At 47.5% G+C, this 27,000-nt stretch carries 14 protein-coding genes, 11 tRNA genes, 1 rRNA gene and 1 riboswitch; of the genes, 8 read left to right on the top strand and 18 right to left on the bottom strand.

Annotated elements, in window-relative coordinates; all coding sequences use genetic code 11:
- Nucleotides 1-14 precede the first annotated feature (14 nt).
- The 3 genes from MZO41_RS00130 to metK form a co-directional block, all read right to left on the bottom strand.
- On the bottom strand, nucleotides 15-9,359 hold the full coding sequence (locus tag MZO41_RS00130) for a lp_1303a family serine-rich repeat glycoprotein adhesin (RefSeq protein ID WP_252129633.1): 9,345 nt from the start codon (nucleotides 9,357-9,359) through the stop codon (nucleotides 15-17).
- A gap of 384 nt (nucleotides 9,360-9,743) precedes the next feature.
- Nucleotides 9,744-11,246 (bottom strand): MDR family MFS transporter, encoded by a 1,503-nt coding sequence (locus tag MZO41_RS00125; RefSeq protein ID WP_003643189.1) that lies wholly within the window; start codon nucleotides 11,244-11,246, stop codon nucleotides 9,744-9,746.
- Between the two features lie 135 nt (nucleotides 11,247-11,381).
- Complete coding sequence (gene metK, locus MZO41_RS00120; RefSeq protein ID WP_003644222.1) at nucleotides 11,382-12,569, bottom strand: methionine adenosyltransferase; 1,188 nt, start codon at nucleotides 12,567-12,569, stop codon at nucleotides 11,382-11,384.
- Nucleotides 12,567-12,672, bottom strand: a riboswitch (SMK box riboswitch). (Overlaps the previous gene by 3 nt.)
- Before the next feature lie 110 nt (nucleotides 12,673-12,782).
- Here metK and MZO41_RS00115 point away from each other — a divergent pair.
- Entirely contained in the window at nucleotides 12,783-13,502 is a 720-nt protein-coding gene (locus MZO41_RS00115; RefSeq protein WP_252129632.1) for a hypothetical protein, read from the top strand.
- Nucleotides 13,503-13,577: 75 nt separating this feature from the next.
- Here the strand turns inward: MZO41_RS00115 and MZO41_RS00110 are convergent, their stop codons facing one another.
- On the bottom strand, nucleotides 13,578-15,074 hold the full coding sequence (locus tag MZO41_RS00110) for a glycosyltransferase (RefSeq protein WP_013355431.1): 1,497 nt from the start codon (nucleotides 15,072-15,074) through the stop codon (nucleotides 13,578-13,580).
- 400 nt (nucleotides 15,075-15,474) lie between these two features.
- The gene (mmuM, locus tag MZO41_RS00105) at nucleotides 15,475-16,404 is read right to left on the bottom strand and encodes a homocysteine S-methyltransferase (protein WP_013355430.1); all 930 of its coding nucleotides are present in this window, start codon (nucleotides 16,402-16,404) and stop codon (nucleotides 15,475-15,477) included.
- 113 nt (nucleotides 16,405-16,517) lie between these two features.
- Here mmuM and MZO41_RS00100 point away from each other — a divergent pair, with 113 nt between their 5' ends.
- The 5 genes from MZO41_RS00100 to MZO41_RS00080 all read left to right on the top strand — a co-directional run bounded on the left by MZO41_RS00100 (nucleotide 16,518) and on the right by MZO41_RS00080 (nucleotide 22,811).
- Nucleotides 16,518-17,900: an amino acid permease gene (locus MZO41_RS00100; RefSeq protein ID WP_013355429.1), complete on the top strand. Its 1,383-nt coding sequence runs from the start codon at nucleotides 16,518-16,520 to the stop codon at nucleotides 17,898-17,900.
- 331 nt (nucleotides 17,901-18,231) lie between these two features.
- On the top strand, nucleotides 18,232-19,206 hold the full coding sequence (hemH, locus tag MZO41_RS00095) for a ferrochelatase (RefSeq protein WP_013355428.1): 975 nt from the start codon (nucleotides 18,232-18,234) through the stop codon (nucleotides 19,204-19,206).
- A complete protein-coding gene (locus MZO41_RS00090; protein ID WP_013355427.1) occupies nucleotides 19,178-20,503 on the top strand; it encodes an Nramp family divalent metal transporter in 1,326 nt (441 codons plus the stop codon). The genes hemH and MZO41_RS00090 overlap by 29 nt, the downstream gene beginning before the upstream one ends.
- 838 nt (nucleotides 20,504-21,341) lie before the next feature.
- On the top strand, nucleotides 21,342-22,178 hold the full coding sequence (locus MZO41_RS00085; RefSeq protein ID WP_128650926.1) for a metallophosphoesterase family protein: 837 nt from the start codon (nucleotides 21,342-21,344) through the stop codon (nucleotides 22,176-22,178).
- A 114-nt stretch (nucleotides 22,179-22,292) separates the two neighbouring features.
- The gene (locus MZO41_RS00080) at nucleotides 22,293-22,811 is read left to right on the top strand and encodes a GNAT family N-acetyltransferase (protein WP_003643199.1); all 519 of its coding nucleotides are present in this window, start codon (nucleotides 22,293-22,295) and stop codon (nucleotides 22,809-22,811) included.
- Between the two features lie 191 nt (nucleotides 22,812-23,002).
- Here the strand turns inward: MZO41_RS00080 and MZO41_RS00075 are convergent, their stop codons facing one another.
- Nucleotides 23,003-23,524 carry a hypothetical protein gene (locus tag MZO41_RS00075; RefSeq protein WP_003645282.1) on the bottom strand — a complete coding sequence of 174 codons (522 nt, stop codon included), beginning with the start codon at nucleotides 23,522-23,524 and terminating at the stop codon, nucleotides 23,003-23,005.
- A gap of 195 nt (nucleotides 23,525-23,719) precedes the next feature.
- On the opposite strand from MZO41_RS00075, the gene MZO41_RS00070 reads away from it, so the two are divergent.
- Nucleotides 23,720-24,793: an integral membrane protein gene (locus MZO41_RS00070; RefSeq protein WP_022638051.1), complete on the top strand. Its 1,074-nt coding sequence runs from the start codon at nucleotides 23,720-23,722 to the stop codon at nucleotides 24,791-24,793.
- 2 nt (nucleotides 24,794-24,795) lie between these two features.
- Nucleotides 24,796-25,338, top strand: coding sequence for a phosphoribosyltransferase family protein (locus MZO41_RS00065; protein ID WP_003644211.1), 543 nt, complete (start codon nucleotides 24,796-24,798; stop codon nucleotides 25,336-25,338).
- A gap of 383 nt (nucleotides 25,339-25,721) precedes the next feature.
- Here the strand turns inward: MZO41_RS00065 and MZO41_RS00060 are convergent.
- From MZO41_RS00060 to rrf, 12 genes are all read right to left on the bottom strand, one after another.
- A tRNA-Leu gene (locus MZO41_RS00060) sits at nucleotides 25,722-25,806 on the bottom strand.
- Between the two features lie 55 nt (nucleotides 25,807-25,861).
- Nucleotides 25,862-25,932: transfer RNA gene (locus MZO41_RS00055), tRNA-Cys, on the bottom strand.
- A 22-nt stretch (nucleotides 25,933-25,954) separates the two neighbouring features.
- Nucleotides 25,955-26,026, bottom strand: a tRNA-Gln gene (locus tag MZO41_RS00050).
- Between the two features lie 7 nt (nucleotides 26,027-26,033).
- Nucleotides 26,034-26,106: transfer RNA gene (locus MZO41_RS00045), tRNA-His, on the bottom strand.
- Between the two features lie 5 nt (nucleotides 26,107-26,111).
- Nucleotides 26,112-26,185 (bottom strand) — tRNA-Trp (locus MZO41_RS00040).
- Nucleotides 26,186-26,193: 8 nt separating this feature from the next.
- Nucleotides 26,194-26,276: transfer RNA gene (locus tag MZO41_RS00035), tRNA-Tyr, on the bottom strand.
- Between the two features lie 5 nt (nucleotides 26,277-26,281).
- Nucleotides 26,282-26,354 (bottom strand) — tRNA-Phe (locus MZO41_RS00030).
- A 55-nt stretch (nucleotides 26,355-26,409) separates the two neighbouring features.
- Nucleotides 26,410-26,482, bottom strand: a tRNA-Val gene (locus MZO41_RS00025).
- Between the two features lie 4 nt (nucleotides 26,483-26,486).
- Nucleotides 26,487-26,559, bottom strand: a tRNA-Glu gene (locus tag MZO41_RS00020).
- Between the two features lie 21 nt (nucleotides 26,560-26,580).
- Nucleotides 26,581-26,670 (bottom strand) — tRNA-Ser (locus MZO41_RS00015).
- A gap of 18 nt (nucleotides 26,671-26,688) precedes the next feature.
- Nucleotides 26,689-26,761 (bottom strand) — tRNA-Asn (locus MZO41_RS00010).
- 6 nt (nucleotides 26,762-26,767) lie between these two features.
- Nucleotides 26,768-26,884: ribosomal RNA gene (gene rrf / locus MZO41_RS00005) — 5S ribosomal RNA — on the bottom strand.
- Between the last annotated feature and the right edge of the window lie 116 nt (nucleotides 26,885-27,000).

Below are 27,000 nucleotides of genomic sequence, written 5' to 3'. Positions count from 1 at the left end.
GCTTTAAATTTTAACTATTTTTGATTCTCGTCATCTTCATCATCATCTTTACGACGACGACCGAACAAGAAGAACCACCAGCCGAGTCCAGCAGCTGCAGCCGCGGTCAACAAGCCACCGAAAATCGTTCCGGCATTATTACTTGTATCAGATGCAGTCTTACCATTCTCGTCAGTATTACTTGAGCCAACCTTATCATCAGCACTATCAGTATCAGCTGACTTCTTATCCTTATCAGAATCATTACTACTCTTCGAATCTGAATCAGTCTGATCAGAAGTTGCATCAACGTCTTGAGCGCTAGCAGCGGCATAAACCACTGATGTAGCAGCAGTTGCTGACGTTGTTGCAGCACCGTCACTGGATGGTGTCGTAACCGCCAACGTTGCGGCTGTGGCCGAGACGCCACTTGTTGCTGCAGCACTCAAGCTAGTCGTACTTGTCGAAGCAGCACCGTTGCTAGAAGCAGTCGATGAAGTTGTCGTACCAGTGCCAGTACCTGAGTTATTTCCAGTAGAGCCCGTCGTATTGCCCGAACCTGATCCAGTATTTGAACTGGAACTTCCATCTGAGCCAGAATTACTACCATTGCCAGAATTGGTTCCATCATTTGAATCTGAATCTGTGATTGTATCGGAGTCACTGTCGCTATTCGAATCACTGTCAGAGTCTGAGTCGTTGTCGGAACCTGAGTCGCTGTCTGAGTCAGCGTCACTGTCCGAATCGGAATCACTGTCGGAATCCGAATCACTATCCGAGTCGGAATCACTATCTGAGTCCGAGTCACTGTCGGAATCTGAATCACTATCTGAGTCCGAGTCACTGTCGGAATCCGAATCACTATCCGAGTCGGAATCACTGTCGGAATCCGAGTCGCTGTCGGAATCCGAATCGCTATCCGAATCCGAATCACTGTCAGAATCGGAATCGCTGTCTGAGTCCGAATCACTATCCGAATCCGAGTCACTGTCGCTATCCGAATCACTGTCCGAGTCCGAATCGCTGTCCGAGTCCGAATCGCTGTCCGAGTCCGAATCGGAGTCACTGTCGCTATCCGAATCACTGTCTGAGTCTGAGTCGCTGTCAGAGTCGGAATCCGAGTCACTGTCGCTATCCGAATCACTGTCTGAGTCTGAGTCGCTGTCCGAGTCCGAATCACTATCAGAGTCTGAATCGCTATCGGAATCCGAGTCGCTGTCTGAGTCCGAATCACTATCAGAATCCGAGTCACTGTCGCTATCCGAATCACTGTCCGAGTCCGAATCGCTGTCCGAGTCCGAATCGGAGTCACTGTCGCTATCCGAATCACTGTCTGAGTCTGAGTCGCTGTCCGAGTCCGAATCTGAATCACTGTCGGAATCCGAGTCACTATCGGAGTCTGAATCGCTATCCGAGTCTGAATCACTGTCCGAATCGGAATCACTATCCGAATCGGAATCACTGTCTGAGTCGGAATCGCTGTCCGAATCGGAGTCACTATCGGAATCCGAGTCACTGTCGCTATCCGAATCACTGTCTGAGTCTGAGTCGCTGTCCGAGTCCGAATCACTATCCGAGTCGGAATCGCTATCGGAATCCGAGTCGCTGTCCGAGTCCGAATCGCTGTCCGAGTCCGAATCACTGTCGGAATCGGAATCGCTGTCCGAATCGGAATCACTATCCGAGTCAGAATCGCTATCTGAGTCCGAGTCACTGTCGGAATCCGAATCGCTGTCCGAATCCGAATCACTGTCAGAATCTGAGTCGCTGTCGGAATCCGAATCACTATCCGAGTCGGAATCACTGTCAGAGTCCGAATCGCTGTCCGAGTCCGAATCGCTGTCCGAGTCCGAATCACTGTCCGAATCGGAATCACTATCCGAATCTGAGTCACTATCGGAGTCAGAATCGGAATCGCTGTCTGAGTCGGAATCACTATCCGAATCTGAGTCACTATCGGAGTCAGAATCGCTATCCGAGTCGGAATCACTGTCAGAATCGGAATCACTGTCAGAGTCGGAATCACTATCCGAGTCTGAATCACTATCCGAGTCGGAGTCACTGTCGGAATCGGAATCGCTATCCGAATCCGAATCACTGTCAGAATCTGAGTCGCTGTCGGAATCAGAATCACTATCCGAGTCCGAATCACTGTCGCTATCTGAATCGCTGTCTGAGTCTGAGTCGCTGTCGCTATCCGAATCACTGTCAGAATCGGAATCACTATCAGAGTCTGAATCGCTGTCGGAATCCGAATCACTGTCTGAGTCGGAATCACTATCGGAATCCGAATCGCTGTCGCTATCCGAATCACTGTCTGAGTCAGAATCACTATCAGAGTCTGAGTCGCTGTCAGAATCGGAATCGCTGTCGCTATCTGAGTCACTGTCCGAGTCTGAGTCGCTGTCGCTATCCGAATCACTGTCCGAGTCTGAATCGCTGTCGGAATCTGAGTCACTATCTGAGTCTGAATCGCTGTCGGAGTCAGAATCACTGTCAGAATCGGAATCACTATCAGAGTCGGAATCACTGTCCGAATCGGAATCACTATCCGAGTCCGAATCACTATCGGAATCCGAGTCACTATCCGAGTCCGAATCACTGTCGGAATCCGAATCACTATCCGAGTCGGAGTCACTGTCGCTATCCGAATCACTATCAGAGTCCGAATCGGAGTCACTATCGGAATCGGAATCACTGTCGGAATCGGAATCACTATCCGAATCCGAATCGCTGTCGGAATCGGAATCACTGTCTGAGTCGGAATCACTGTCGCTATCTGAATCGCTGTCGGAATCCGAATCACTATCTGAGTCGGAATCACTGTCTGAGTCCGAGTCACTATCGGAATCAGAGTCACTGTCCGAATCGGAATCACTATCGGAATCCGAATCACTATCAGAGTCTGAGTCACTGTCGGAGTCTGAGTCACTGTCGGAGTCCGAATCACTGTCAGAATCCGAGTCACTATCCGAGTCAGAATCACTGTCGGAGTCACTGTCGCTATCCGAATCCGAATCACTATCAGAGTCTGAGTCACTGTCGGAATCTGAATCACTATCCGAGTCAGAATCACTATCCGAATCTGAGTCGCTGTCCGAGTCTGAGTCACTGTCACTATCAGAATCACTGTCTGAGTCGGAATCACTATCGGAATCCGAGTCGCTGTCGGAGTCCGAATCACTATCGGAATCCGAGTCGCTGTCCGAGTCGGAATCACTATCGGAATCCGAGTCGCTGTCGGAGTCCGAATCACTATCCGAATCCGAATCGCTGTCGGAGTCCGAATCACTGTCGGAGTCGCTGTCCGAGTCTGAGTCACTGTCTGAGTCTGAATCGCTGTCGGAATCTGAATCACTATCCGAGTCCGAATCACTATCGGAATCTGAGTCGCTGTCCGAGTCTGAGTCACTGTCACTATCAGAATCAGAATCACTGTCGGAGTCGGAATCACTGTCTGAATCCGAATCACTATCCGAGTCACTGTCTGAGTCGGAATCACTGTCCGAATCCGAGTCGCTGTCCGAGTCGGAGTCACTGTCCGAGTCTGAGTCGCTGTCGGAATCTGAGTCACTGTCGCTATCCGAATCACTGTCTGAGTCGGAATCACTATCGGAATCTGAGTCGCTGTCCGAGTCTGAGTCACTGTCACTATCAGAATCAGAATCACTGTCGGAGTCGGAATCACTGTCTGAATCCGAATCACTATCCGAGTCACTGTCTGAGTCGGAATCACTGTCCGAATCCGAGTCGCTGTCCGAGTCGGAGTCACTGTCCGAGTCTGAGTCGCTGTCGGAATCTGAGTCACTGTCGCTATCCGAATCACTGTCTGAGTCGGAATCACTGTCGGAATCTGAGTCACTGTCGCTATCCGAATCACTGTCGGAGTCCGAGTCACTGTCAGAATCGGAATCACTATCGGAGTCCGAGTCGCTGTCGGAATCGGAATCACTATCGGAGTCCGAATCACTGTCGGAATCGGAATCGCTGTCCGAGTCTGAATCACTATCCGAATCCGAATCGCTGTCCGAATCCGAATCACTATCGGAGTCGGAATCACTGTCGGAATCTGAGTCGCTATCAGAGTCGGAATCACTGTCAGAATCGGAGTCGCTATCCGAATCCGAATCACTATCGGAATCGGAATCGCTGTCCGAGTCAGAATCGCTGTCCGAATCCGAATCACTATCCGAGTCGGAATCACTGTCAGAATCGGAGTCGCTGTCCGAGTCCGAATCGCTGTCTGAGTCTGAATCGCTGTCTGAGTCGGAATCACTATCCGAGTCGGAGTCACTGTCTGAATCCGAATCACTATCCGAATCCGAGTCACTGTCTGAGTCGGAATCACTATCCGAATCCGAGTCGCTGTCCGAGTCGGAATCACTGTCAGAATCGGAGTCTGAATCGCTGTCTGAGTCGGAATCCGAATCACTATCCGAGTCGGAATCACTGTCGCTATCTGAATCGCTGTCCGAGTCCGAGTCACTGTCAGAATCGGAGTCGCTATCGGAGTCGGAATCACTGTCGGAGTCGGAGTCACTGTCCGAGTCCGAGTCGCTGTCCGAGTCCGAGTCGCTATCGGAATCCGAATCACTGTCAGAGTCCGAATCACTGTCGCTATCCGAATCACTGTCGCCGTCAGAATCACTATCCGAGTCATCTTCACTAACATTAGCAGCTAAATCAGCATAGTAGCCTGCATCATCAGCGGCACTTGAAGCTTTCTTTTTAGCTTCAGATGCTTCGGACGCTTTCTTTTTAGCTTCCTCTGCATAACTGGAAGCAGCCGAGTTTTCGCCAGCAGCTTCCGCAGAATCTGCATTTGATTGGGCGGCTGCCGCATTAGAGGCTGCAGTTGAAGCAGCTGTTGCAGCTGACTGTGCATCAGAAGCTGCTGCCGTTGCTTGTTCTGCGTAGGAGCTTGCTTCTGAGTTTTTACTTGCATATTCGCCCGCAATGTTCGCATAAGAACTAGCAACTGAACCATATTCCGTCGCTTGATTTGCGTAGTTAGCTGCTTCGCTAGCTGCAGAATCTGCCGCTTCAGTTGAAACAGCATTAACAGTCAAGTAAGCCCGGCCTAAAGTTACAGTTGTCGTGGTAGTAGTCCCGTTAGTCGTATTGGATCCAGTAATAACTAGGTAGTAATAACCGGATTGCCCTACTGTCAGATCCGACAGATTAAGTGTCGTACCAGTCTGACCACTCAGCGCTGTTCCAGTACCGTCCGCTGTTGAAGAATAATACCATTGATAAGTAACATTAGTCCCAGTACCCGTAGTCGAGCCATCTGGAACCCACGTCAAATCACTTCCTGCATCAACAGTTGCATCCTCAAGGCCACTACCAATTGTAATTGTCTTTGAAGATGAATAGCTAGTTCCGTCTGCATTTGTAATTGTTGCTGTGATTGTCACCGTTCCATTAGACACAACGGTCAAAAGGCCAGAATCATCAATTGTCGCAATGCTTGAATCACTTGTCGTCCAGGTAATCGTTCCCGTAGCATTCTCAGGGTTAGTCGTTGATGTAAACTGGCTAGTAACCTTATCGTTTGAGCCACTCGAACTGTTCGTTGGATTAATGACGTAATCATCACCAGCTATGGAAATGTTTGTTGCTGGAATATTGCTACTATAAACATCTACTTCCGCTAAATTACTTGCAAATGTATAAACTGTAGCCAAGTTTAATAAGTCCCAAGAAAACCCTTGTACGGCTTGGAATAGTAATGATCCAGTATAGCCCGCTTTGATAGTAACTGTTAATGAGCTACTGGTTGACAGTAAACCAGCACTGTCAACTGCATCATATGATTCAATATAAGCGCTGGCCTTATCTAAGGTCATCCAAGTGCCGTTGACTTGAACATACCAAGTTGTTTTTGATGATAGTGCAACCCCACCTAGTCCTAATGCTGACGAAGCTGACAAGGTAAAGGTCCCACCAGAAACGGTCGACGTCACTGCTGCGGGTTGAGAAGTCATCCCACCAGAAATAACAATCCCTAGAATTGTCGTTGCATTACCCGTATTAGTGCTTTTATATGAATTCGTATTGTTTGAATAATTCGTCGCGTTGCTAGCCGCCGTACTACCTAAAGCCGCATTGGATGTAGACAATGCCGCATATGAGGTTGCTTCACTAGCTGCTGCTGAGGCATTGGTCACATATGAGCTGGCCATAGCATAATCGCCCGCAGCTACTGCCGATGAAGCCTGGCTTGTATACTGAGCTGCCATTTCCGCAGCTGAAGTTGCGGCCGCCGCTGCACCCAGAGTTGTCACGGCATAATTATTAGTTTGTGCAACGTATGAGCTACCCAACGTGGTGTTTGACGCATACTTTGCACTTAATGAACTCGCGACACTGATTGCGTTCCCGGCTGCCGATTCAGCTGCTGACGCTGCGCTAGAAGCAGCCGTTGCAATCGAATTATAATAACTGGATTGTGCTTGCACGACCGTTTGGGTAATCGCACTCGCCGCACTCGAAGCAGCATTCAATTGATCTGTGGCATAGGTTAAACGCAAAGCCGCGTAGCTTTGTTGCAAGGCAGCCGAATTATAATTCCCGTCCGCTGCATATGAAGCAGCAAGACTTGCTGCTTCACTAGCTGCCGCAGCGTATGAACTAGCCGCTACAGCTGCAGAACTTGCCGCTGCATTATAACTGCTAGTTGCAGTGGTATTAAATGAAGAACCAGCAACGTTATATGCATTAGCAGCGTTGGCCGCATAGGATGCAGCTAACGAGGCTTGGTCACCGGCCACATTTGCCGATGACGCAGCCATACTGGCATAACTTGATGCTAAATAATCAGCAGCGGTATCACCACCATCTTCATTAACCGCATTTTTCAAAGCAGTATCGAGACTAGCTGCTGCCTCAGATGCCGCACTACTTGCAGAACTAGCATATTCAGTTGCAACACTCGCATAACTCGATGCCATTCCTGCCCAGATATTAGCACTGGTATACGCCCCTTCGGCTTCATAAGAAGCGGCCGAAGTACTGGCCATAGTTGCAATACTTGCCGCCTCCGAAGCCACACTCGCATATGAGCTAGCTGCGTTGTATGAAGAATTAGCCTGTGACGTGTAGTAGCTAGCTAATGAGCCCGTCAAGTTAGCTGAAGAACTGGCCAAACTGATTGCATTACTTGCAGCGGCGGCTTGAGAGGTTGCCACTGAGGCTGCGCTGTTGGCTTGGCTGGCATAACTGCTGGCAATTTCAGTGTAGGTCCCTTCTGGATTAGTGACAACAATGGTAATCACATTACCAGCTGCTTTAAAATCTGAAGTGAAGACTAATGCCGTGACTCGCTTACCAGTCACGACTGCTTGATAATAATACGTCCCTGAAGTAGTTGCAGTTGTTGTATACGTTGCCGATGTTGCACCACTAATGGTCGTCCAAGTTGTCCCATCCGTTGAGACGTACCAAACATAAGTTGGTGTACCACTTACTGAATACCCTGAGTCCAAACCCACCTTGTTGGTAATTGTCACAGTATCTCCAGTCGAGACACTTTGCGTTGCCGTACTCGTCGTTAAAGTCGCATTGGAACTAACGGTTTGTTCATTAGCGACATCCGTCGAAAACTTAGCAGCTAAAGTCGCGTTAGACTCGGCAGTTGCAGCGTAACTAGCAGCCAATGAAGATGCCGATTGGGCCACCCGAGCGTATGAGTCCGCAGTGGCAGGATCACTAGCACTGACAGCAGATTTTGCAGCCGTACTTGCGACGGCGTAGGCTGATGAAGCAGAGCTAGCGGCCGTTGAAGCACTTGAAGCATAAGCTGACGCTTGAGTACCAGTTTGCGTTGCTGCCACACTGGCCGCACTTGAAGCCGTACTCTTTGCTGTATTCGCCACGTTTGCACTTGAAGAAGCCGCACTCGCCAAATCACTAATTGCAGTACTATTGGCAAAACTGGCTGCCGAACTAGCGGTGCTAGTAGCGGTGCTCCCGGCGGCATATTGACCAAGCGCCTCCGTTGCGGCGGAGGAAGTAACTGCATAGGCAGTACTAGTGGCTTCATAGTCATTATTTGCCGCATTACTACTTACCGCGGCATAGGCTGAGGAAGCTGCCACCGCAGCGGTCGTTGCGTTAACCGCGGCCGTTGAAGCCGCAGCTGCCGTGCTAGAAGCAACGGTGTAAGCTGAGGTAACGGCCGTATTATTTTTGTCGTATTGCATGGCTAAGTATGCACTGTTGGCTGCTTCAGCTGCCGAGCTGGCTGCTACCGTGGCTGCAGATGCCGCACTAGATGCGGCGGAATAATTGCTACTTGCTAAATTAATTAAGCCTTGGGTAGCAGCACTGCTGGCCGTTGAGGTGGCCGTTGAAGCCAGGGCTGCGTATGAACTGGCCGCACTGGCTGCACTAAATGCTAAAGAGTTGGCATTAGCGTATGCCAATGTATTATCTACATTGGACCCCACACCATTTGTCATTGCGTCTAAGTACATGTTTGCAATACTATTGTAGTGCCGTGACAAATCAGCCGCGTTAAGCGCTTCTTGATAGGCACTTTGGGCCGCACTCACTGCTGCTTGCGTCGTTAGGTTATTGACCAAACTAGCATAACTGCTGGCAAGTGTGGCGTATGAACCGGCTAATGAAGCTGACGATGAAGCCGCCTTAGCTGCGGTACTATCGGTATTTGAGCTGGCAGCCGATTCCGACGAGTAAGCTGCAATGGCTGCCGTTGAAGCCGCCGTACTTGCAGACTTAGTCGTGCTGGCAACACTGCTTGCTGTCGAGACAGTACTTGCCGCTACGCTAGCACTGCTTGACAAACTCGTCGTACTTGAGCTAGCTGCGGAAGAACTGCTGCTATCAGTTAAACTCGATGAAGTAGCGCTTGACGAGCTCGAACTACTACTTGAACTTGCGCTGGATGCGCTCGAACTAGCCGTTGAAACACTGCTACTACTAGTACTTGATGTACTTGTCGCATTAGTCGTACTTGTTTCGCTCGCAGAACTTGCGTCTGAAGCACTGTCATCGCTGCTTGAACTATCCGATGAAGATTCGGAATTACTGTTCGAGGCAGTTTCGCTCGAAGAAGATGCCGTAGACGAGTCACTGGTAGTACTAGTTGACGTACTACTTGCCGTTGCAGCAGCTAGTGCCGCCGCACTCGCTGCTGCAGAAGACGTATCCGCCCCCGAGCTGGCACTACTAGTGGCACTACTTGCCGTATCGCTACTAGTATCCGCCGAAACCGTATCTGCATGAGATACTAACTGAGGTGCAGCAGTCAATACAAATGATGCCATCGCCGTAAATACCCAAGTACGGCCGACTTTAAACATCTTGTAGTGAACTTGCGGATCTCCCCTAAAAGATTTATGTCTCAGAAATTTCATGGTTTTGCCTTCCTTCTCTAACCTAATCAAACCCGTTTATATATGATACAAAAAACACATATATAGCATCATTGGTATACACCATCAATCGTTAGGCTATGCACTCATAATACTATGATTATGTTTTGTTGGCAATAGTTGATACCGTCAATCTTGTTACACGTTTTCCATTAATTTTCCTAAAATAGTTACCAAATAAATAATATTAATGAAAACGAGTGTAATAGGCCTCATAAAGCCCATTACACTCGTCTAACAACTTAAAATTTATTTATAACACTTATGGAAATTTTATTGAAAATTTTTCAGATTTTTTTACGTCAATATCAAATAAACGACAAATTATGAGTCACTTTGACAATTAATTTGTTGATACTAAGCCGACTAATCCTGATTTTGGTTTAAATCAGCCGCGTGTTGTGCTGCCGTTTTTTGTGGTCCGCGATCCAAACTATTCACAATAAAGGCTAGAATAACCAAACCAAGGCCAATCAGGTAGACCCAATGTAAGCCCGTATATAAGATACGATGAAGTGTCGGCAACAAATGAGACGGTAATTGCGTTGCTGTCTGTGGATTGATCAACTTGTTCATCATCGCCATGTTCGTTCCTGCATGGTGCTGAATACCTTGGTTCATCCCAACGTTCAACGCAATTCCAAAGATTGAAATCATCAACGTTTGACCAATCGTTCGACTCAATGTATTGAAGGACGTTGCGACGCCCACGTTCTCAGCTGGCACAAGGTGTTGCGACGTGACGGTCGTTGCTGTAATTGTAATTCCGAAGCCCACGCCACCAATCGCTGTGATCAGGAAGAACCATGGGAAAGCAGTATTAACTGGCAACCACGCTAAGCAAATGCTTGTCACGAGAATGAAAGCCAAACTCAGATACAAAATCCGTCTCGGCGCCCACTTTGCCAATAACCGCCCCGTCACGAATGACCCGACGATCCACATTAACGAGCTCGGTGTCACTGCGAATCCCGCCAAAGAAGCCGGTACACCCAGTATCCCCTGAGTCCAAGTTGGAATATAAACTTCAACGGCCATTAGGAAACCACTGACTAAGGCCGCCACGGCATTCTGAATAATAAACGTGTGGTTTTTGAATAAATCCATCGAAATCACTGGTTCATCCGTGCGACTTTCACGACGAATAAATAGCCACAAACTGAGCGCACTAATGATCCAAGCAGTCCCAACGGCCACCCAACTGATAGTGGCGTTTCCCAATAGTTGGAAGCTTAGCATCAAGCACAGCAAGAAGAGCATCAGCCAAAAGCTACCCAAGTAGTCGATTTTCACGTTATTGTGACGTTTGGGTTCTCGTAAATAAAATTGAAATAGGAAAAGGGTGATCAACCCAACTGGCACATTAATGAAGAAAATCCAATGCCAGCTGAGCTTATCGACAATTAGTCCACCAATCAGCGGTGCCAGCACTGAAGCAATGCCCCACGCTGAACTATTGAAGCCTAGCACTTTGGCCCGGCGTTCGAATGAATAAATATCTGCGATAATTGTCATTGAGACTGGCATTAGCGCCCCGGCACCGATCCCCTGAATGGCCCGCCAAAAAATTAGCACCGGCATCGAATTAGACAAACCGCTCATCATAGACCCAATAATAAAAATAATTAGTCCGGCTTGCATCACTGGTTTTCGGCCGACCAAGTCAGTCAGCTTTCCATAAATTGGCGTCATCATCGCATTAGTCAACAAATAAATTGAGAAAACCCAATTCATCAATGAAACCCCGTGTAAATCACCAACAATCGTTGGCAAGGCGGTCGACACGATCGTCCCTTCAATCGCACTCATAAACGTCGCGACGTAAATGGCAACCGTAACCGCCATTACGTTAGTTTTACGCTGTTGCATCTTAGTAATTCTCCTTCTCTATCAATCATTTTAAAACCCCATGCATCTAAAATAGCCCGCAAAAAAAGCGACCTTGAAAAAAGGTCGCTTTTAGCGTCGAGTACCTACAGACCGTAACGAATCAACGTTACCGCATTATTTAAATGCTGCTTTTAGGGCATCCACTTTATCAGTATGTTCCCATGGCAAATCAATATCGGTCCGACCAAAGTGGCCGTATGCCGCAGTTTGCCGATAAATTGGCCGTTGCAAATCGAGCATTTTGATAATCCCAGCTGGGCGTAAATCAAAGTTTTCGCGAATGGCGTTAATCAACGCTTCATCACTAACCTTCCCGGTCCCGGCAGTATCCACTGCAATCGAAACTGGTTCGGCAACCCCGATGGCATATGCCAATTGCACTTCGACCTGATCAGCTAAACCGGCAGCCACAACGTTTTTGGCAATGTAACGAGCAGCGTAACTTGCAGAACGATCAACCTTGGTCGCGTCCTTACCAGAAAAGGCACCACCACCATGATGGGCAAAACCACCGTACGTATCCACGATGACTTTCCGACCAGTCAAACCGGCATCCCCTTGAGGACCACCAATAACAAAACGACCAGTTGGGTTCACAAGATACTTAGTTTGGTCATCTAATAAATCAGCTGGTAACACAGCCTTGATGACTTGATCAATGACCGTTTGCCGGATCGTGTCCAAATCAACATCAGGATCATGCTGAGTAGACAAGACCACCGTGTCGATTCGCTTAGGTTGGTTGTCTTCGTCATATTCGACCGTGACTTGGGCCTTAGCATCTGGACGTAACCACTTAATGGTACCATCCTTACGTAGCGCTGCAATTTTACGCATCAACCGATGGCTCAATGCGATTGGCAGTGGCATTAATTCAGGGGTTTCGTTGATGGCATAACCAAACATCATCCCTTGATCACCAGCACCGATTTGATCTAATGGGTCAGCATCGCCAGAACGCGTCTCCAAGGAATCATCGACCCCTTGCGCGATATCTGGTGATTGTTCATCCAATGAGACAAGGACGGCACAGTTGTCACCGTCAAAGCCGTATTGACCGTCAACATAGCCAATCGACTTGATCGTGTCACGCACGACCTTTTGAATATCAACGTAGGCCTTGGTCGAAACTTCACCGAAGACCAGCACTAATCCAGTCGTCACTGAAGTTTCAACAGCGACCCGTGCTTGTGGATCCTGGGCTAACATTGCGTCCAAGATAGCGTCACTGATTTGGTCAGCAATCTTATCAGGATGACCTTCAGAGACAGATTCAGATGTAAATAAGTGTCTTTCACTCACAATAAATTCCCCCTTGATAATTTCGGTTACAAGGCATCTAAGCATCACTTATTCTTCATTGAACAAGCTAAACTTATCCTTTCGGGAACGGCTCATAACTATATAAGGTTATCACAATCACCATTTTTTTTAAAGATTTCTGTCAAATTATTGACGGGAACTGCCCCGACCGGTACGATTAACTCATTATCCTAATTAGAGAGTGTTGACAATATGATTCGAATCGGAAAATTACATATTAAACGCGATTACATCGCCTTGGCGATCTTTACCATCGTTCAAAGCATCATTAGTTGGTGGGCCGCCCTCGATTACGGGCGCTCATTTCAAACGGCCTCATTTTCAGCCGCGCAGTTACCACTGATTGGCTACACCTTAGCCGTGGCCGCCGCGGTCTTCATTATCTTAGATCAGCGGATTGCTCCCCAGTGGAGCCTCATTGCAATTGGAATTACCGTGGCCTTTGCATTTACCAACATTATTGCCAAGGAATCCGAACTACTGTACCTGCTATTAACGTGCAGTGCGTGGTTGCTCGTGATGGCTGTTCCACGCTTCGGTATGCAAAACTACTTTGGTCTAGTCGTTTTCGGCGTCATCATGACGTTCACGATCCCAGTGGCCGTCTTCGATTTACAAAATAACTATTTATCAACTACTTTTCTCTGGAAGCTGACCCCCATGCTGGCTAGTTATGTCTTCCTATACGTTCCGAGCTTCAGCCGTCAACGCCAAATCAATCAATTGATTTCGGCCATCACTGGCCTGCTACTTGTTATTACCATCTTCCTGCAGCCGCTGACCTGGCAAACGATCGTTGCAATTCTCATCACGATTGCTGTTTGGTTCAGTCAACAGTCCTTTGGCCGTACTCGGTTACATCTCATGATCAACGTAGCCGTTCAGTTGGCACTGATTTTATTACTTTATTAATATCTAGATAACAACAAGGCGTCTACCTAGTCTCTCAAACTAGGTAGACGCCTTGTTTGCCCCTATCACCAGTTCTTAAAGTGCTGCTATTAACTGGCGCCACTTTTCAATAATTGTCTGCTTGCTGTAACGAGTTGCTGAATTGTAGGCATTCGTAATCAGTTGTGCTTGTCGTTCAGGGTGCTGTAAATACTGACGAACTTTCATTGTCAACTCATCAACATCATTGGGTGTCACTAAGTACCCGTTAACGCCATCTTCGATAATATCTTCCGGCCCGTACGCAATTCGATAGCCAATAACCGGCACGCCATAGCTTTCAGCTTCCATTGTGGCTAGCGAAAAACCCTCTTCCACACTCGTCATTAAGGCGAGGCTTGCCCGCTGGTACTCTTCTGCCAGATTGGGCAAGAAACCCCGAATAACAATATTTTTTTCTAGCTGATTGGCCTGAATAAATTGACGCATTTGCATTTCAATCTTTTGCCCATGCCCAAACAACTGCAAAGTCAAGTCGGGAAATTCACCAACTAACCGACGAACCACTTCCAGTTGATGTGGTAATTGCTTTTCCGGCGAATAGCGCGCCACACTAATAATTCGGTGCAGGTCACGACCATCAATTTTAAACGGATGAACCGTTGTATAGCCGACTGGAATCACGACAACTGGTGGTAAATTATCATAGCGGGCCAATAAATCACGCTTTTGATGCTCGGTCGACACAATAATTCGGTGAAATTGGTCTGGATGGGCTAGGACATACCGATAGACCGATTTCAAATGCCCACTTACCACGTCCTCACCAATCCGTAGATGCGTGCTATGTAAGACTGAACACACGCGAATTGCGGGGCGCGTATGACCTAAGGCCGCCGCCGTTTGTCGGTTACGATCACAGAAATAGACGTCATCAGCAGTGGCCAATTCATTGAAGAAGAATGTCTGAAAAGCCTGTTCGGTATTGAAGAAAAAGTCTCTTTGTTGATAGTTCTTCAACGTAATCAGTCGTAGTTTTGGCTCTGGCCCGGTAATATCATACTGTTTGATAATTTTGACTTGCCCTTGTAAATCATAATACACTTCTGTGTGCACTTCCTGATGTTTCACTAAAAAGCTTGTCCGGCTCAGGAAGCCCCGGTTATCATAAAATTCGCGTCGGACTTTAACACCCTGATTATCAAAATAATTGACATAATCCAATTGTTGTCGCCCGGCGTCCACAAAATGAACGTACATCAAATATTGACCATCGGTATCCAGGACGCGAAAATCCGTCGTATTTGGAACCTGAATCACCTTAAAGTGACAAACAGCTTGCCAATAGTGCATCCAATCATGATGGATTTTAGTCACTGCTTCAGGCATCGTCCCCTGAAAGAAATCATACAAACTAAAGCATTTTCCTTCCGCACCAAAGCGGGCCGCATGCTCATGTAAACGCGGATTATAAGTGACATAGACGCATCGAGCCTGATAACCAGTGGCGTCAAATAGCGCCAGTCGGTTCAACTGTGCCTTTTCAATTCCCGTCAATTTCAATCCTAAACCAGTACCCACAAAATAATACATCACCTAGCCGTTCCCTTCTCAATCTGAAAAATCAACTCATCCTGTCACCGAGTTCAAAAACTTCGAGTACGCACGGACGATTGACCACTTCATCTGTTATATCTATACACTATCTTTACCCTACCATATTTTACGTTACTCGACCAAGATATGAACAGTTTTATTGACATACAAAAATCGCTAGTCGTGAACAACTACCGTATCAGCAGTGCCCGACTAGTGATTTTTCACCAGTTTCAATTAAATTGCTAGCCATACCTAGTGACGCTCAGCACGCTAGGTATTGTTTTGCTCAAATATAATTAAATCAATAATTAGTATGTAACGAACACCCCAAGACAACTTAGATCTCGGAGACACGCCCACCATGAACTAAAACACCGTCATTTCTTAACATTTTTCAAAGCTTGGCGGAATCCGAAACACTGAGAGCCCGTGCCACCGTCGCAATATCCTTCGGCGTTGTGCGACAACAGCCGCCGATAATGCGGGCCCCGGCGGCTAACCACTGGGGGACAAAGGATGCAAATTGATGACTCAAATGAGTTTCTTGCCAAGTCTTCGTCACGGGATCATATTGATCACCAGAATTAGGATAAACGATCAACGGAACCGCTACAGCCGCCTTCAAAGTGGCTAACGCTGGTGCAATGTTTTCCAGCGTAGTGCAATTGACCCCCACAGCGACCACGTTCGGCTGGGCCGCCACCCACTTTGCGGTCGCAGCTAATGACGTCCCATCACATAATGTCTGTGGATCCTTGATACTAAAGCTTACCCAGTATGGTTGTTGCGGCCAAGTGGTTGTGATTAGTTGTACCAAAGCCTGTACTTCGTCTAAACGTGGCATCGTTTCTAATGCAAGCACGTCCACCCCGGCGGCCATGATCAACGCCAGGCGTTCGCGGTGAAAGTCTTGATAAGCACTCGGCGTTAACTGATATGCACCCGTATACTCACTACCATCCGCTAAGTAAGCACCGTACGGGCCAATACTACCAGCAATCACAGCATCCGTGACATGACTAGCATCACGCGCCGTATGCGCAATTGTCACCGCCTGTTGTATCAATTGACGCGCTTGTGCGGCAGCAATACCAGCCTGCTCAAATGCAGGGACGTTGGCCTGGTATGTATTAGTTGTCATGATTTTTGCGCCCGCATCCAGATAGCTCTGATGGACCGCTTGAATCGCATCCGGATGGTCCAACATTGCCGTGGCTGACCACAGTGCGCTATTGGTTGCCACGCCCCGTTTTTCTAATTCCGTAGCCATCGCACCGTCCGAGACGACTGGGCCCCGGTTCAATTGTTCAGTTAATGAAAGCATTGCAATAATTGCCTTCCTTTCTACTTATAAATTATGTTATTCTAATAACATTGTTGATTTTCTAATCATAGTCTAATCATATTAATTCTGCAAGTAAGGAAGGCCGGTACATTATGTCAAAACAAACCCACCTCAGTCGCCAGATGGAATCACGACACGTACTGATGATTTCGCTCGGTGGCGTGATTGGGACCGGATTATTTTTAAGTTCCGGTTACACGATTCATCAAGCGGGGCCAATTGGGACCCTGCTCGCCTATACCATTGGAGCCATCCTCGTCTATCTCGTCATGCTCTGTCTAGGTGAGCTGTCAGTTGCAATGCCCTACACCGGGGCGTTTCACGTCTATGCGAAAAAATATATTGGTCCCGGCACAGGCTTTACGGTTGCCATCCTATATTGGTTGACTTGGACGATTGCCCTCGGTTCAGAATTTACAGCAGCGGGGCTCATCATGCAAACGTGGTTTCCGCACATTGCGACCTGGATCTGGAGCCTCGTCTTTATGGTGGTCATCTTCACCGTTAACGCCCTCTCCGTACGCTGGTTTGCGGAAGCGGAATTCTGGTTTGCCAGTATCAAAGTCATCGCGATCATTGCTTTTATTGTGTTAGGCGGACTGGCAATGGTCGGTATCCTGCCACTTCACGGTCATACCAGTGCCCCGTTTCTGAGCAACTATACGCGTAACGGTTGGTTCCCCAATGGTTTTGGTGGCGTCTTTACGACTATGCTAACGGTCAACTTTGCCTTTTCCGGAACTGAGCTAATTGGAATTACAGCTGGTGAGACTAAGGATCCGGCCCACACCATTCCGACCGCAATCAAAACGGCCCTCTGGCGCCTGATTATTTTCTTCATCGGTAGCATGTCCGTCATGGCCGCACTGATTCCTTACAAACAAGCAGGTGTGACGCAAAGTCCATTCGTGCTCGTCTTCAAAGCGATTGGGATTCCCTACGCCGCTGATTTAATGAATTTCGTCGTATTGACCGCCATTATGTCGGCCGCTAATTCTGGCCTCTACGCGTCTACCCGCATGCTGTGGTCACTTGCGAACGAGGGAACCATTCCAAAGGTTTTCAAACGAACCACGAAGCGTGATGTGCCGTTAGTCGCCCTAATTACTAGCATGCTGGGTGGCATTCTGGCCCTATTGTCGAGTGTCTATGCCGCCGGTTCGGTGTACCTGGTCTTAGTATCCATTTCAGGACTTGCCGTCGTCATTGTTTGGATGGCAATTGCCCTTTCGGAGATCAACTTCCGCAAAACCTACCTGAAAAGTGGGCAGTCGCTTGATCAATTGACCTTTAAAACGCCCGGCTACCCGGTCGTCCCGTGGCTGGCCTTTATCTTAAGTGGGCTCTCTTGTATCTTGATTTGGTTTGACCCTAACCAGCGGATTGCCTTGTATTACACCATTCCCTTCGTGGCGATTTGCTATCTAGGCTACTATCTCAATCAACGTTATCGACGGACCCACGCCGCAAAGTAAGCCCGTTAGTCAGCTCAACTCACCAAGTCCACCCAGCAATCGTCTTTTGATGCTGACGACCTGAAAACGAACATGGTCATGGCTTTTGCTGGCATTTCTGAATCTACTTTTAAAGTACGATCCAGCCGACGGCACCGATTTTTGAACTGCAACAAAACCAAATATCAATTTCAGATCTCTTGCTAGCCCGGCCAGTTGCTAGCAAGAGATTTTATTTATTTCAGCAGTAAATTGATTATCACTAGATAATCGAATAAACAAACCATTAACCCCGTATACAAGCTGACGATTATGCTATGATTAATTTATCAAGAGCATTGGAGGGGTTTCTATGCACCCAGGATTATTACTCGTCAATTTAGGCTCCCCGGCATCCCCACGGACTAAGGATGTCAAAGCATACTTACAAGAATTCTTAAGTGATCCAAGCGTCATCGAGATGCCAGCCGCACTCTGGCAACCGCTGTTGCGTGGTATTATCTTACCGACCCGTTCTTGGCGTTCGGCCACCTTTTATCAGGATAGTTGGCTCCCACAAGGCTCACCATTAATCGTCTACAGTCAAGCCATCTGCCAACAAGTACAAGCAGCATTACCCGATTGGGACGTCCGACTAGCAATGACGTACGGTCAACCCGATATCGGTGCGACCTTGAAAGCCATGGTTGCTGATGGGTGTGAAAAGCCAATTATTTTACCACTTTTTCCGCAATACACCCAGAGCACGCACGGCGGCATCCATCGTCAAGTTGAAGCAACTGGATTACCACACACCTTTATCGACAGTTTCTACGACCAACCGACCTACATTCACTTACTAGCAACCAAAGTCTGGCAAAGCTATCAGGCGCATCATTATGATGCGGTCATCTTCAGCTACCACAGCATCCCCACTGCAATGGTACGCCATGGTGATCCCTATCAACGAGAATGTGAGGCAACGACCAAAGCTGTGTTGACGGAGCGACCAGAATTACCAGCTGATAAGGTCATTACGGCGTATCAGTCCAAGTTCGGACCGATGCCGTGGTTGAAGCCTTACTTAAAAAATGAGCTCATGCAGTTGGTCGAACTTGGCAAACGCAACGTATTAGTAGTTACGCCATCCTTTGTCGTGGACTGCTTGGAAACCCTCGAGGAAGACTACGTTCAAAATTATCAAACCTTTCGGGCAAGCGGTGGTGATCGGTTTGACTTAGTACCACCGATGAATAAGGATACCGGCTTCAGCCAATTTCTGGCTGACCTCGCTATCCAAAAGCAGGAGGCGTCGAACCATGCAATCGCATCGTCATCAAAGTCTTGAAGAAATCAATCAGAGCGTCGCGGTTCCCGACGTTCATCAGACGGCCTTTTGGCGCAAATTTTTAGCCTATAGCGGTCCCGGTGCACTAGTGGCAGTCGGCTATATGGATCCCGGCAACTGGTTGACATCCCTAGCCGGTGGCGGTCAGTTTCAGTACCGGCTTTTAGCCGTGCTCGCATTAGCCATCATTGTCGCCATGTTCATGCAAGGCCTGGCAATCAGGCTAGGCGTTGTAGCCCGGCAAGACTTAGCACAAGCCATCGCTAGCAAGCTGCCCCGGCCCGTGCGTTACGCCGCGTGGATTTTAAACGAAGTCGCGATGATGGCGACTGATATGACGGGCGTAATTGGAACCGCAATCGCCTTAAAAATGTTATTCGGCTTACCACTACTTGCAGGAATTTTACTGACGATTGCGGACGTCTTAGTTGTCTTGTTGTTTTTGAGATTTGGCATTCGGCGTGTCGAAGTAATCGTCCTCGTCGCTATTTTGACCGTCGGCATTATTTTTGGTATCGAGGTGGGACGGGCCCACGTTCAATTTGGCAACGTGTTGCTCGGCTTAGTTCCAACACCATTGATCGTCAAAAATCATACCGCACTAGTCCTCAGTCTCGGAATCTTGGGCGCAACCATCATGCCACATAACTTATACTTACACTCATCGCTTGCACAAAGCCGGCGTTATGATTATCATAATCCAGCCCAAGTCACAGAAGCACTGCGCTTCGCCAATTGGGACTCAACAGTGCACTTGATTGCGGCTTTTCTCATCAACGCACTTTTGCTCGTCCTTGGTGGGACGCTTTTCTTCGGTCACACCAACGCGTTAGCGAGTCTGCAGGCCGTCTTCGATGGGTTAAAAAGTACCACCGTGGTTGGCGCCCTTGCTAGCCAGGTCATGAGCTGGTTATTTGCATTAGCCCTACTAATTACCGGCCTAATTTCATCCATCACCAGCACCTTAGCTGGTCAGATCGTCATGGAAGGTTATTTACACATCCGCTTACCGCTATGGCAACGCCGGCTGCTTACTCGCGCTGTCACGCTAATTCCGATTCTGATTATCGGTATGTTAGTCGGCTTTAGTGACGCTGCCTTTGAAAACTTGATCATTTACGCGCAAGTGGCACTCAGCATCGCCCTCCCCTTTACCTTGTTGCCACTAGTTGCGCTGACAAATGACGCCAGCCTGATGAAGGCCCACGTTAATCGCCCAACGGTAACGTGGGTGGGATATGGACTGGCCGGAATTATTACGGTGTTGAATATTTATTTGGTGTATAGCTTGTTTTGAGATGAGATCCATTCACATAGCTACTTTGACTTCAGCACTAAACTAAAGGCCGTCAACCGCGAAGCATATACGCAGGTTGATGGCCTTTTGATACTCCAACTCAATTATCGTGGATACTAATTTCCCAATTTTTAGCGATAAATAGTCATACCCCGCAATGTATCTTCTATCAGACAGTATCGCAACGTTATCACTAGTTGCTATGCTAGGTAAAAATTCCCCAGTACAACCCGCACCCATGAATCGCAACAGTCCCAATTGCTAAAATGACCATTTTAGCCAAGCTACATGCCCAATATCAATGGTGCTGGCTCGAATCATATTACTAAATAACATTGAAAAGACAACAAGACACTAGTCAAATTAATTGCCAGCTTTAGTCGAGGCGCATCCGTTACGTTAACTTTTTTGTAAGGTGTCATCATTTATCCAAAACCTCTTTCACAAACAATTAGTTTAACCACTATATTTAGAAGCAATCCATTCAGTTTAAACAATATCACACCATATGTAAGTCACCTTGAACTCTGGGCAATTACATGTGTGGTAACCCACCCGCATTCCATGTACTGATACAATTAAATGACACCAACCAAACTAATCATAAGGCACTATGGTAAAATAAAAACCGTGATTATCGCAAGGATAACCACGGCACGAAACGAATTGGCTTGAATATACGTGCTATATATTACTTCGTTTCATACCCATTATAACAGATAAAAGTTACGATGGCTTTTCATAGTGGTTACATTCATAAATTTTTAAAACCCACGTTTACCAGAATAAAACATCTCACCAGAGTTTAGATTACATAGTAGAAAGGAAGCATCTCAACATGGTAAAAATTGCAGTCCTATCTGACGTTCACGGTAACGCTACTGCACTCGAAGCAGTCTTAGCAGACGCCCAGAAACAACACGTTGACGAATACTGGACAGTAGGCGACATGACCGTTCGCGGGCCAGAATCGGAGCGCTGTCTCACCTTACTAGACCGCGTTCACCCCACCGCCTACGTTCTCGGAAATCACGAGGAAAACTACCAAAAAGTAATGGCAGCCAATCCCAACACGTTTACTAAACCCAAACAAATTATGGCAACGGTTCTCACCGCTTTTGATCGGCGCCAGCTGAGTTCGACACACTTTGAACGGTTACTGAACTTACCAATGACAGTCATCAAACACGTCGGCCCGTTAACCATCCGTCTCCAACACGTTTTACCGACCGTCGCTAGTGGACACGCGCTCGCACCAACTGCCAGTCAGGCCAACTTTGACCAAGCCGCTGAAGGCGATGTCGATATCGTCATCTACGCGCACACACACCAGCCCATCATGCGCTACGCAACCACGGGACAGTTGATTCTAAACGCCGGGACAGTTGGTCTTCCGACTGCCATTAATCCCCACCTACGCCAACCACGAGCAAACTACTTGCTTCTGACAATTGATAAGACTGGCCTCCAGCATGCTGATTACCGCGCCGTAGATTTCGATTGGCAGCGTGCTATCACGATTGCGCAAAATACCCACTTACCCTACTTCGAATTCTATGAACAAACTTTGCGGACTAATACTTACCAATATGCACCGAGTGCGGTCGCTGCTTATAATACGCAACATGACATGGCCCGAGAAGCGCGCAAGATTTTACTTGAAAATCGTCACTGAAAATCTCCTAAGAATCGGTAGAAAATAGTTTCATTTTTCTAAAAATTCTGTATACTTTTAAAAGTCGATTACTGCTTCGGCAGTCAATCGCTGTTCAAGAGAGGAGCTAGAATTATGTACTTTAAAAAAGCGACCCTCGATGATCTCGATACGATCATCGACATTCTGAGTGACGGCCGTAATCAACTTGCTGAAGCTGGGGTCAACCAGTGGCAAGGCGACTACCCGTCTCGCAAACAAATCACGGCCGACATCATGCAAGGATCAGCATACTTATTCAATGCCGACGACAACGCAACGGTCGGCGCTGTCGCTGTCGTGCCTTCACCAGACGAAACTTACGATACTGCGAAGGCCGAATGGTTAAATACCACGGCACCTTACGTCGTGATTCACCGAGTCGCGATTCATTCTAGCCATGCAGGTCATGGTTATGCCACTCAATTATTCGAAAAAATCATTGCTCATATTGCTGCGGATCATCCTGAAATCAAGAGCATCCGTATCGATACTCATGCCGACAATCAAGCGATGCAACATCTGATTGCAAAGATGAACTTCAAGCGAGTTGGCGAAATGGTCGGTGTATACCATGTCGATGACGTTTGCTACGTCTATGAAAAAATGCTCTAATTAATCTGAGAACCTGACCACTTGTGGCAGGTTCTTTTTTTACGATCAAATCCAATCAGTCATGCTAAATGACTACTCGTTTGCGGCAGTTGTCACAGCTAAGTCCTTTTACTCAGCAAATACACAACGAGTGGCTGTTTGATTCTTATAACCGGCGCACTAGTTGCAGCCCGATTAAGACAAGCTTGGCTTCATTTTTGTAACAAAGTCGCCAGTGCTGCATACCGTTTGCGCCAGTCCAAAATAGTTAGCGACTCACAGGGTTGCGTTAATAGCCAATCCAACTGTGCTTGCCGGTCAGGCTGATCTAAGAAGACATAACTCCGCGGCGTAACAAAGTTTTCAAACTGACGACGTAACTGTGCCAACGGAATGTTAGGTAAGGTTGTAAAAGCCGTAATCGGTAACGCCAATCCGGCTTTAGCGCCTTCAAAATAAGCCGCGGTGGTTGTGGGCGCGTCATGCTGTAACAATGCGCCCACAAGCGCTAATTGTTCAGGCACGAGTTGCAGACCCTGATCACAACGCAAAAAGAGTTGAATTCCCCCATTATCCCCCGTTGTATAGACAAATGCTTGAAACGGACGTGCAAAAAAACGCCGACGATATTCCAGAATCTTGGTGCCATTGATAATCGCTTGTGTTGGTTCTGGATGCAACGAAAATAATAATGTTGGCCGCTTTGGCAAGTAATAATCTTTAATCGTTGGCATGGTGCCACCCCTCCTTCACTAATTAGCACTAAGTATACCCCATTTGCGAGCGTGCGCCAACTAATCGTGATTCGTGAAAACACGAACTATAAATAGTTAACAAACAATATTATTCTGACTTTGTCCTAAATTTGCTGGATTTAAACCCTAATCAGTCGTATATTATTCGTATAAACAAAAAAAGGCGGTATTAATATGCATTGGTTGGCGGATCTATTGGCAGCAATCGGGGTCGTTTTAAACGGGATCCCACAAGGAATTATGGCGATGAGTCTCGGTTTTGCGGTCTTTCCGACTGCATTTTCATTCGGATTAGTTGGTTTAATCAACGGCGTGGCTAGTTCAGTTGCACCGGTTTCATTTCAAGCGGAATCCCTCGCACTAGTCGGGCACCTGGGACACGATTTACGCGAACGGTCGTCGATTATCTTTTTAGGTGCGAGTCTGATGTTCGTGATTGGCTTGACCGGTACTCTGCCGCTCATCGTTCATAGTCTGGGCAATCAGCTTATGGCAGCGATGATGGCAGGAGTTGGCCTGATGTTGGCTAAAATCGCGTTGCAAATGGCGCACGAACAACCCCAATTTGGGTGGCTGTCAATCGGCTTGGCGGGTGTGACTTATTTGATCAGTAAAGATTTAGTATGGACAATTGCCGTTTCAGTGATTGGAACCAGCTGTTACGCAGCGACGACACATTATCGCGTCGCACTACCGGAACATGTGACGACCTGCAAATTACAATTTGTCAGGCCACAGTTCAGTTTTAAAATCCTGCGAGGTGCTCTGAGTCTAGCTTGTCTTAATATCGGTGCTAACCTCTCGTACGGCTTAATTACTGGCCAAATGACGGGACAACACCCCAACCCGGTCAATCTAAATCTACTGACTAGTAGTCAGGCATTAGCAGACCTGGGAACTAGCCTTCTGGGTGGTGCGCCAGTAGAAACGATTATTTCCGCGACAGCCAGCGCGCCTGAACCAGTAATCGCGGGTATCCTAATGATGTTGATCATGATGCTGATTCTATTACTGGGATGGCTGCCAAAGCTGGGAAAAGTTGTGCCTAGCACTGCAATCGCCGGTTTTTTGTTTATCTTAGGGACCATTGTCATTTTCCCGGAAAATGCAACCACCGCTTTGCACGGCTCGTTAAGTACGGTTGCAGGCGTAACGCTCGTCGTGACCGCCCTTGTCGATCCATTCGCGGGGCTAATGACCGGGGCACTCCTAAAATTTGGTTTACCATTAATTGGATTGGGGTTATAAATATGCAAACTTATCAGTTAACATTAGGATCGCTGACACGGCAGTTACCATTGATTCGATTAAATGCCACGACTAGCATCGCCTCTTTCGTTCTATTGGGCGACGCTGAGCTGACCGACTATGCTGCCCGTCAGCTCAGTCAACGGCTAACTACCACTAAATTTGATTATTTAGTCACGATGGAAAGTAAGGGCATTCCGCTAGCCCAGGCACTAAGCCAGGCCACAAACCACCCTCGCTTTATCGTTTTACGTAAGAATCGTAAGGATTACATGCAGCACCCGCTTATCGAACCGGTAAGCGCAATTACGACCAGCACCCCACAACAGCTAGTTTTAGATGGTACTGACGCCGCACTAATCAATCATAAGCGCGTTATCATTATCGACGACGTCATTAGCAGTGGGGGCTCGTTGACAGCTGCCAACGCCCTCCTACACCAAGCTGGCGCCCAAGTGGTCAAGCAGATGGCAATTTTAGCAGAAGGCGCCGCCAGCGAACGAACAGATATCGATTTTTTGGCACCGTTACCATTATTTGACTAGCTGCGGTTCAGAAACACATTACAACTCACTAGCGAGTCACAAAGCAGAACAAGCACCATGGACTTAAACCAACTACTTCAGTTATCACCGAGTGCAACGAGCAAGTTTTAGATGGATGGATTCGTTTTAAAGACCTACCATAATATGAAAAGCCCTATGTTAGCATGATTTATGCTAATACAGGGCTTTTCGATGCTTACGAGACTATTTCTACGTTCATATTCATGCAATGCTAATATTGTAAATTTATTCTTTGCAATTGGAAAGTTCACCCAAAAATCATTTTGCCTATTTTCGCATGATTCTAAGAATACAAAAAAGTCGTTATATCAACGATATAACGACTTCTTAAAGGTACTTAGAGCTTCCTGAAAACCTCTTAGTACCGGCGATCGGGGTCGAACCGATACTCCCTCAACGGGAACTGGATTTTGAGTCCAGCGCGTCTGCCAATTCCGCCACGCCGGCAAAATAATAACTAGATGGAACATAAATCTGATCAGGATTATAACCTTTTCAGGAAAGGCGGTAACCGGATTTGAACCGGTGATGAAGGTTTTGCAGACCTCTGCCTTACCACTTGGCTATACCGCCATCATTTATTGCCCAAACCCAACTGGGTTAGCTGGATTCGAACCAGCGCATGATGGAGTCAAAGTCCATTGCCTTACCACTTGGCTATAACCCAATCAAAGGGCGGTAGGTGGGAATCGAACCCACGCGTGCCGGAGCCACAATCCGGTGCGTTAACCACTTCGCCACTACCGCCATCATGGCAGGGATAGTAGGAGTTGAACCCACACCGACGGTTTTGGAGACCGTTGTTCTACCATTAAACTATATCCCTATAAAGAATGGAGGGGAGTGGATTCGAACCACCGAACCCGAAGGAGCGGATTTACAGTCCGCCGCGTTTAGCCAGACTTCGCTACCCCTCCATAAATGGCGCGGGACGGAATCGAACCGCCGACACATGGAGCTTCAATCCATTGCTCTACCGACTGAGCTACCGAGCCATATCATTCTTCATGATGGAGTCTATTAAATTATTGATGAGTAACTCTCATCAGATGGAGGATACAGGGCTCGAACCTGTGACCCTCTGCTTGTAAGGCAGACGCTCTCCCAACTGAGCTAATCCTCCATAATGACCCCTACGGGATTCGAACCCATGTTACTGCCGTGAAAGGGCAGTGTCTTAAACCACTTGACCAAGGGGTCATATTTATTATATCTAACTAACGGAGAGTAAGGGATTCGAACCCTTGAAACAGGTATAACCCGTTTACAGCATTTCCAATGCTGCTCCTTCAGCCACTCGGACAACTCTCCATGGCTTACCGTAGATAACTCCGACAGGCGGGCTCGAACCGTCGACATCTTGATTAACAGTCAAGCGCTCTACCAACTGAGCTATGTCGGAATAATCGCATGGCAACGTCCTACCCTTGCAGGGAGCGATCCCCCAACTACTCTCGGCGCTAAGAAGCTTAACTTCTGTGTTCGACATGGGAACAGGTGTATCCTTCTCGCCATCGTCACCATACTATTGAGAAACTTGTGCTCTCAAAACTAGACAATATCAAATATCTTCATATGAACCGGAACACCAATTACTTGGTTAAGTCCTCGACCGATTAGTATTAGTCCGCTTCATGCGTC

Origin of the sequence: Lactiplantibacillus sp. C232, assembly GCF_023806725.1 — a bacterium.
GTDB classification, from domain to species: domain Bacteria; phylum Bacillota; class Bacilli; order Lactobacillales; family Lactobacillaceae; genus Lactiplantibacillus; species Lactiplantibacillus plantarum.
Note: the sequence above shows the minus strand (reverse complement) of the source record. Positions and strands in the feature narration are given on the sequence as shown.

Excerpts from the sequence above, each read along its gene's own strand:
- MZO41_RS00125 (WP_003643189.1), bottom strand. The coding sequence starts at position 11,246 with ATGCAACAGCGTAAAACTAACGTAATGGCGGTTACGGTTGCCATTTAC.
- MZO41_RS00110 (WP_013355431.1), bottom strand. The coding sequence starts at position 15,074 with ATGTATTATTTTGTGGGTACTGGTTTAGGATTGAAATTGACGGGAATT.
- MZO41_RS00065 (WP_003644211.1), top strand. The coding sequence starts at position 24,796 with ATGCAAACTTATCAGTTAACATTAGGATCGCTGACACGGCAGTTACCA.
- MZO41_RS00075 (WP_003645282.1), bottom strand. The coding sequence starts at position 23,524 with ATGCCAACGATTAAAGATTATTACTTGCCAAAGCGGCCAACATTATTA.
- MZO41_RS00090 (WP_013355427.1), top strand. The coding sequence starts at position 19,178 with ATGCAATCGCATCGTCATCAAAGTCTTGAAGAAATCAATCAGAGCGTC.
- MZO41_RS00115 (WP_252129632.1), top strand. The coding sequence starts at position 12,783 with ATGATTCGAATCGGAAAATTACATATTAAACGCGATTACATCGCCTTG.
- hemH (WP_013355428.1), top strand. The coding sequence starts at position 18,232 with ATGCACCCAGGATTATTACTCGTCAATTTAGGCTCCCCGGCATCCCCA.
- MZO41_RS00070 (WP_022638051.1), top strand. The coding sequence starts at position 23,720 with ATGCATTGGTTGGCGGATCTATTGGCAGCAATCGGGGTCGTTTTAAAC.
- MZO41_RS00130 (WP_252129633.1), bottom strand. The coding sequence starts at position 9,359 with ATGAAATTTCTGAGACATAAATCTTTTAGGGGAGATCCGCAAGTTCAC.
- mmuM (WP_013355430.1), bottom strand. The coding sequence starts at position 16,404 with ATGCTTTCATTAACTGAACAATTGAACCGGGGCCCAGTCGTCTCGGAC.
- MZO41_RS00100 (WP_013355429.1), top strand. The coding sequence starts at position 16,518 with ATGTCAAAACAAACCCACCTCAGTCGCCAGATGGAATCACGACACGTA.
- MZO41_RS00080 (WP_003643199.1), top strand. The coding sequence starts at position 22,293 with ATGTACTTTAAAAAAGCGACCCTCGATGATCTCGATACGATCATCGAC.
- MZO41_RS00085 (WP_128650926.1), top strand. The coding sequence starts at position 21,342 with ATGGTAAAAATTGCAGTCCTATCTGACGTTCACGGTAACGCTACTGCA.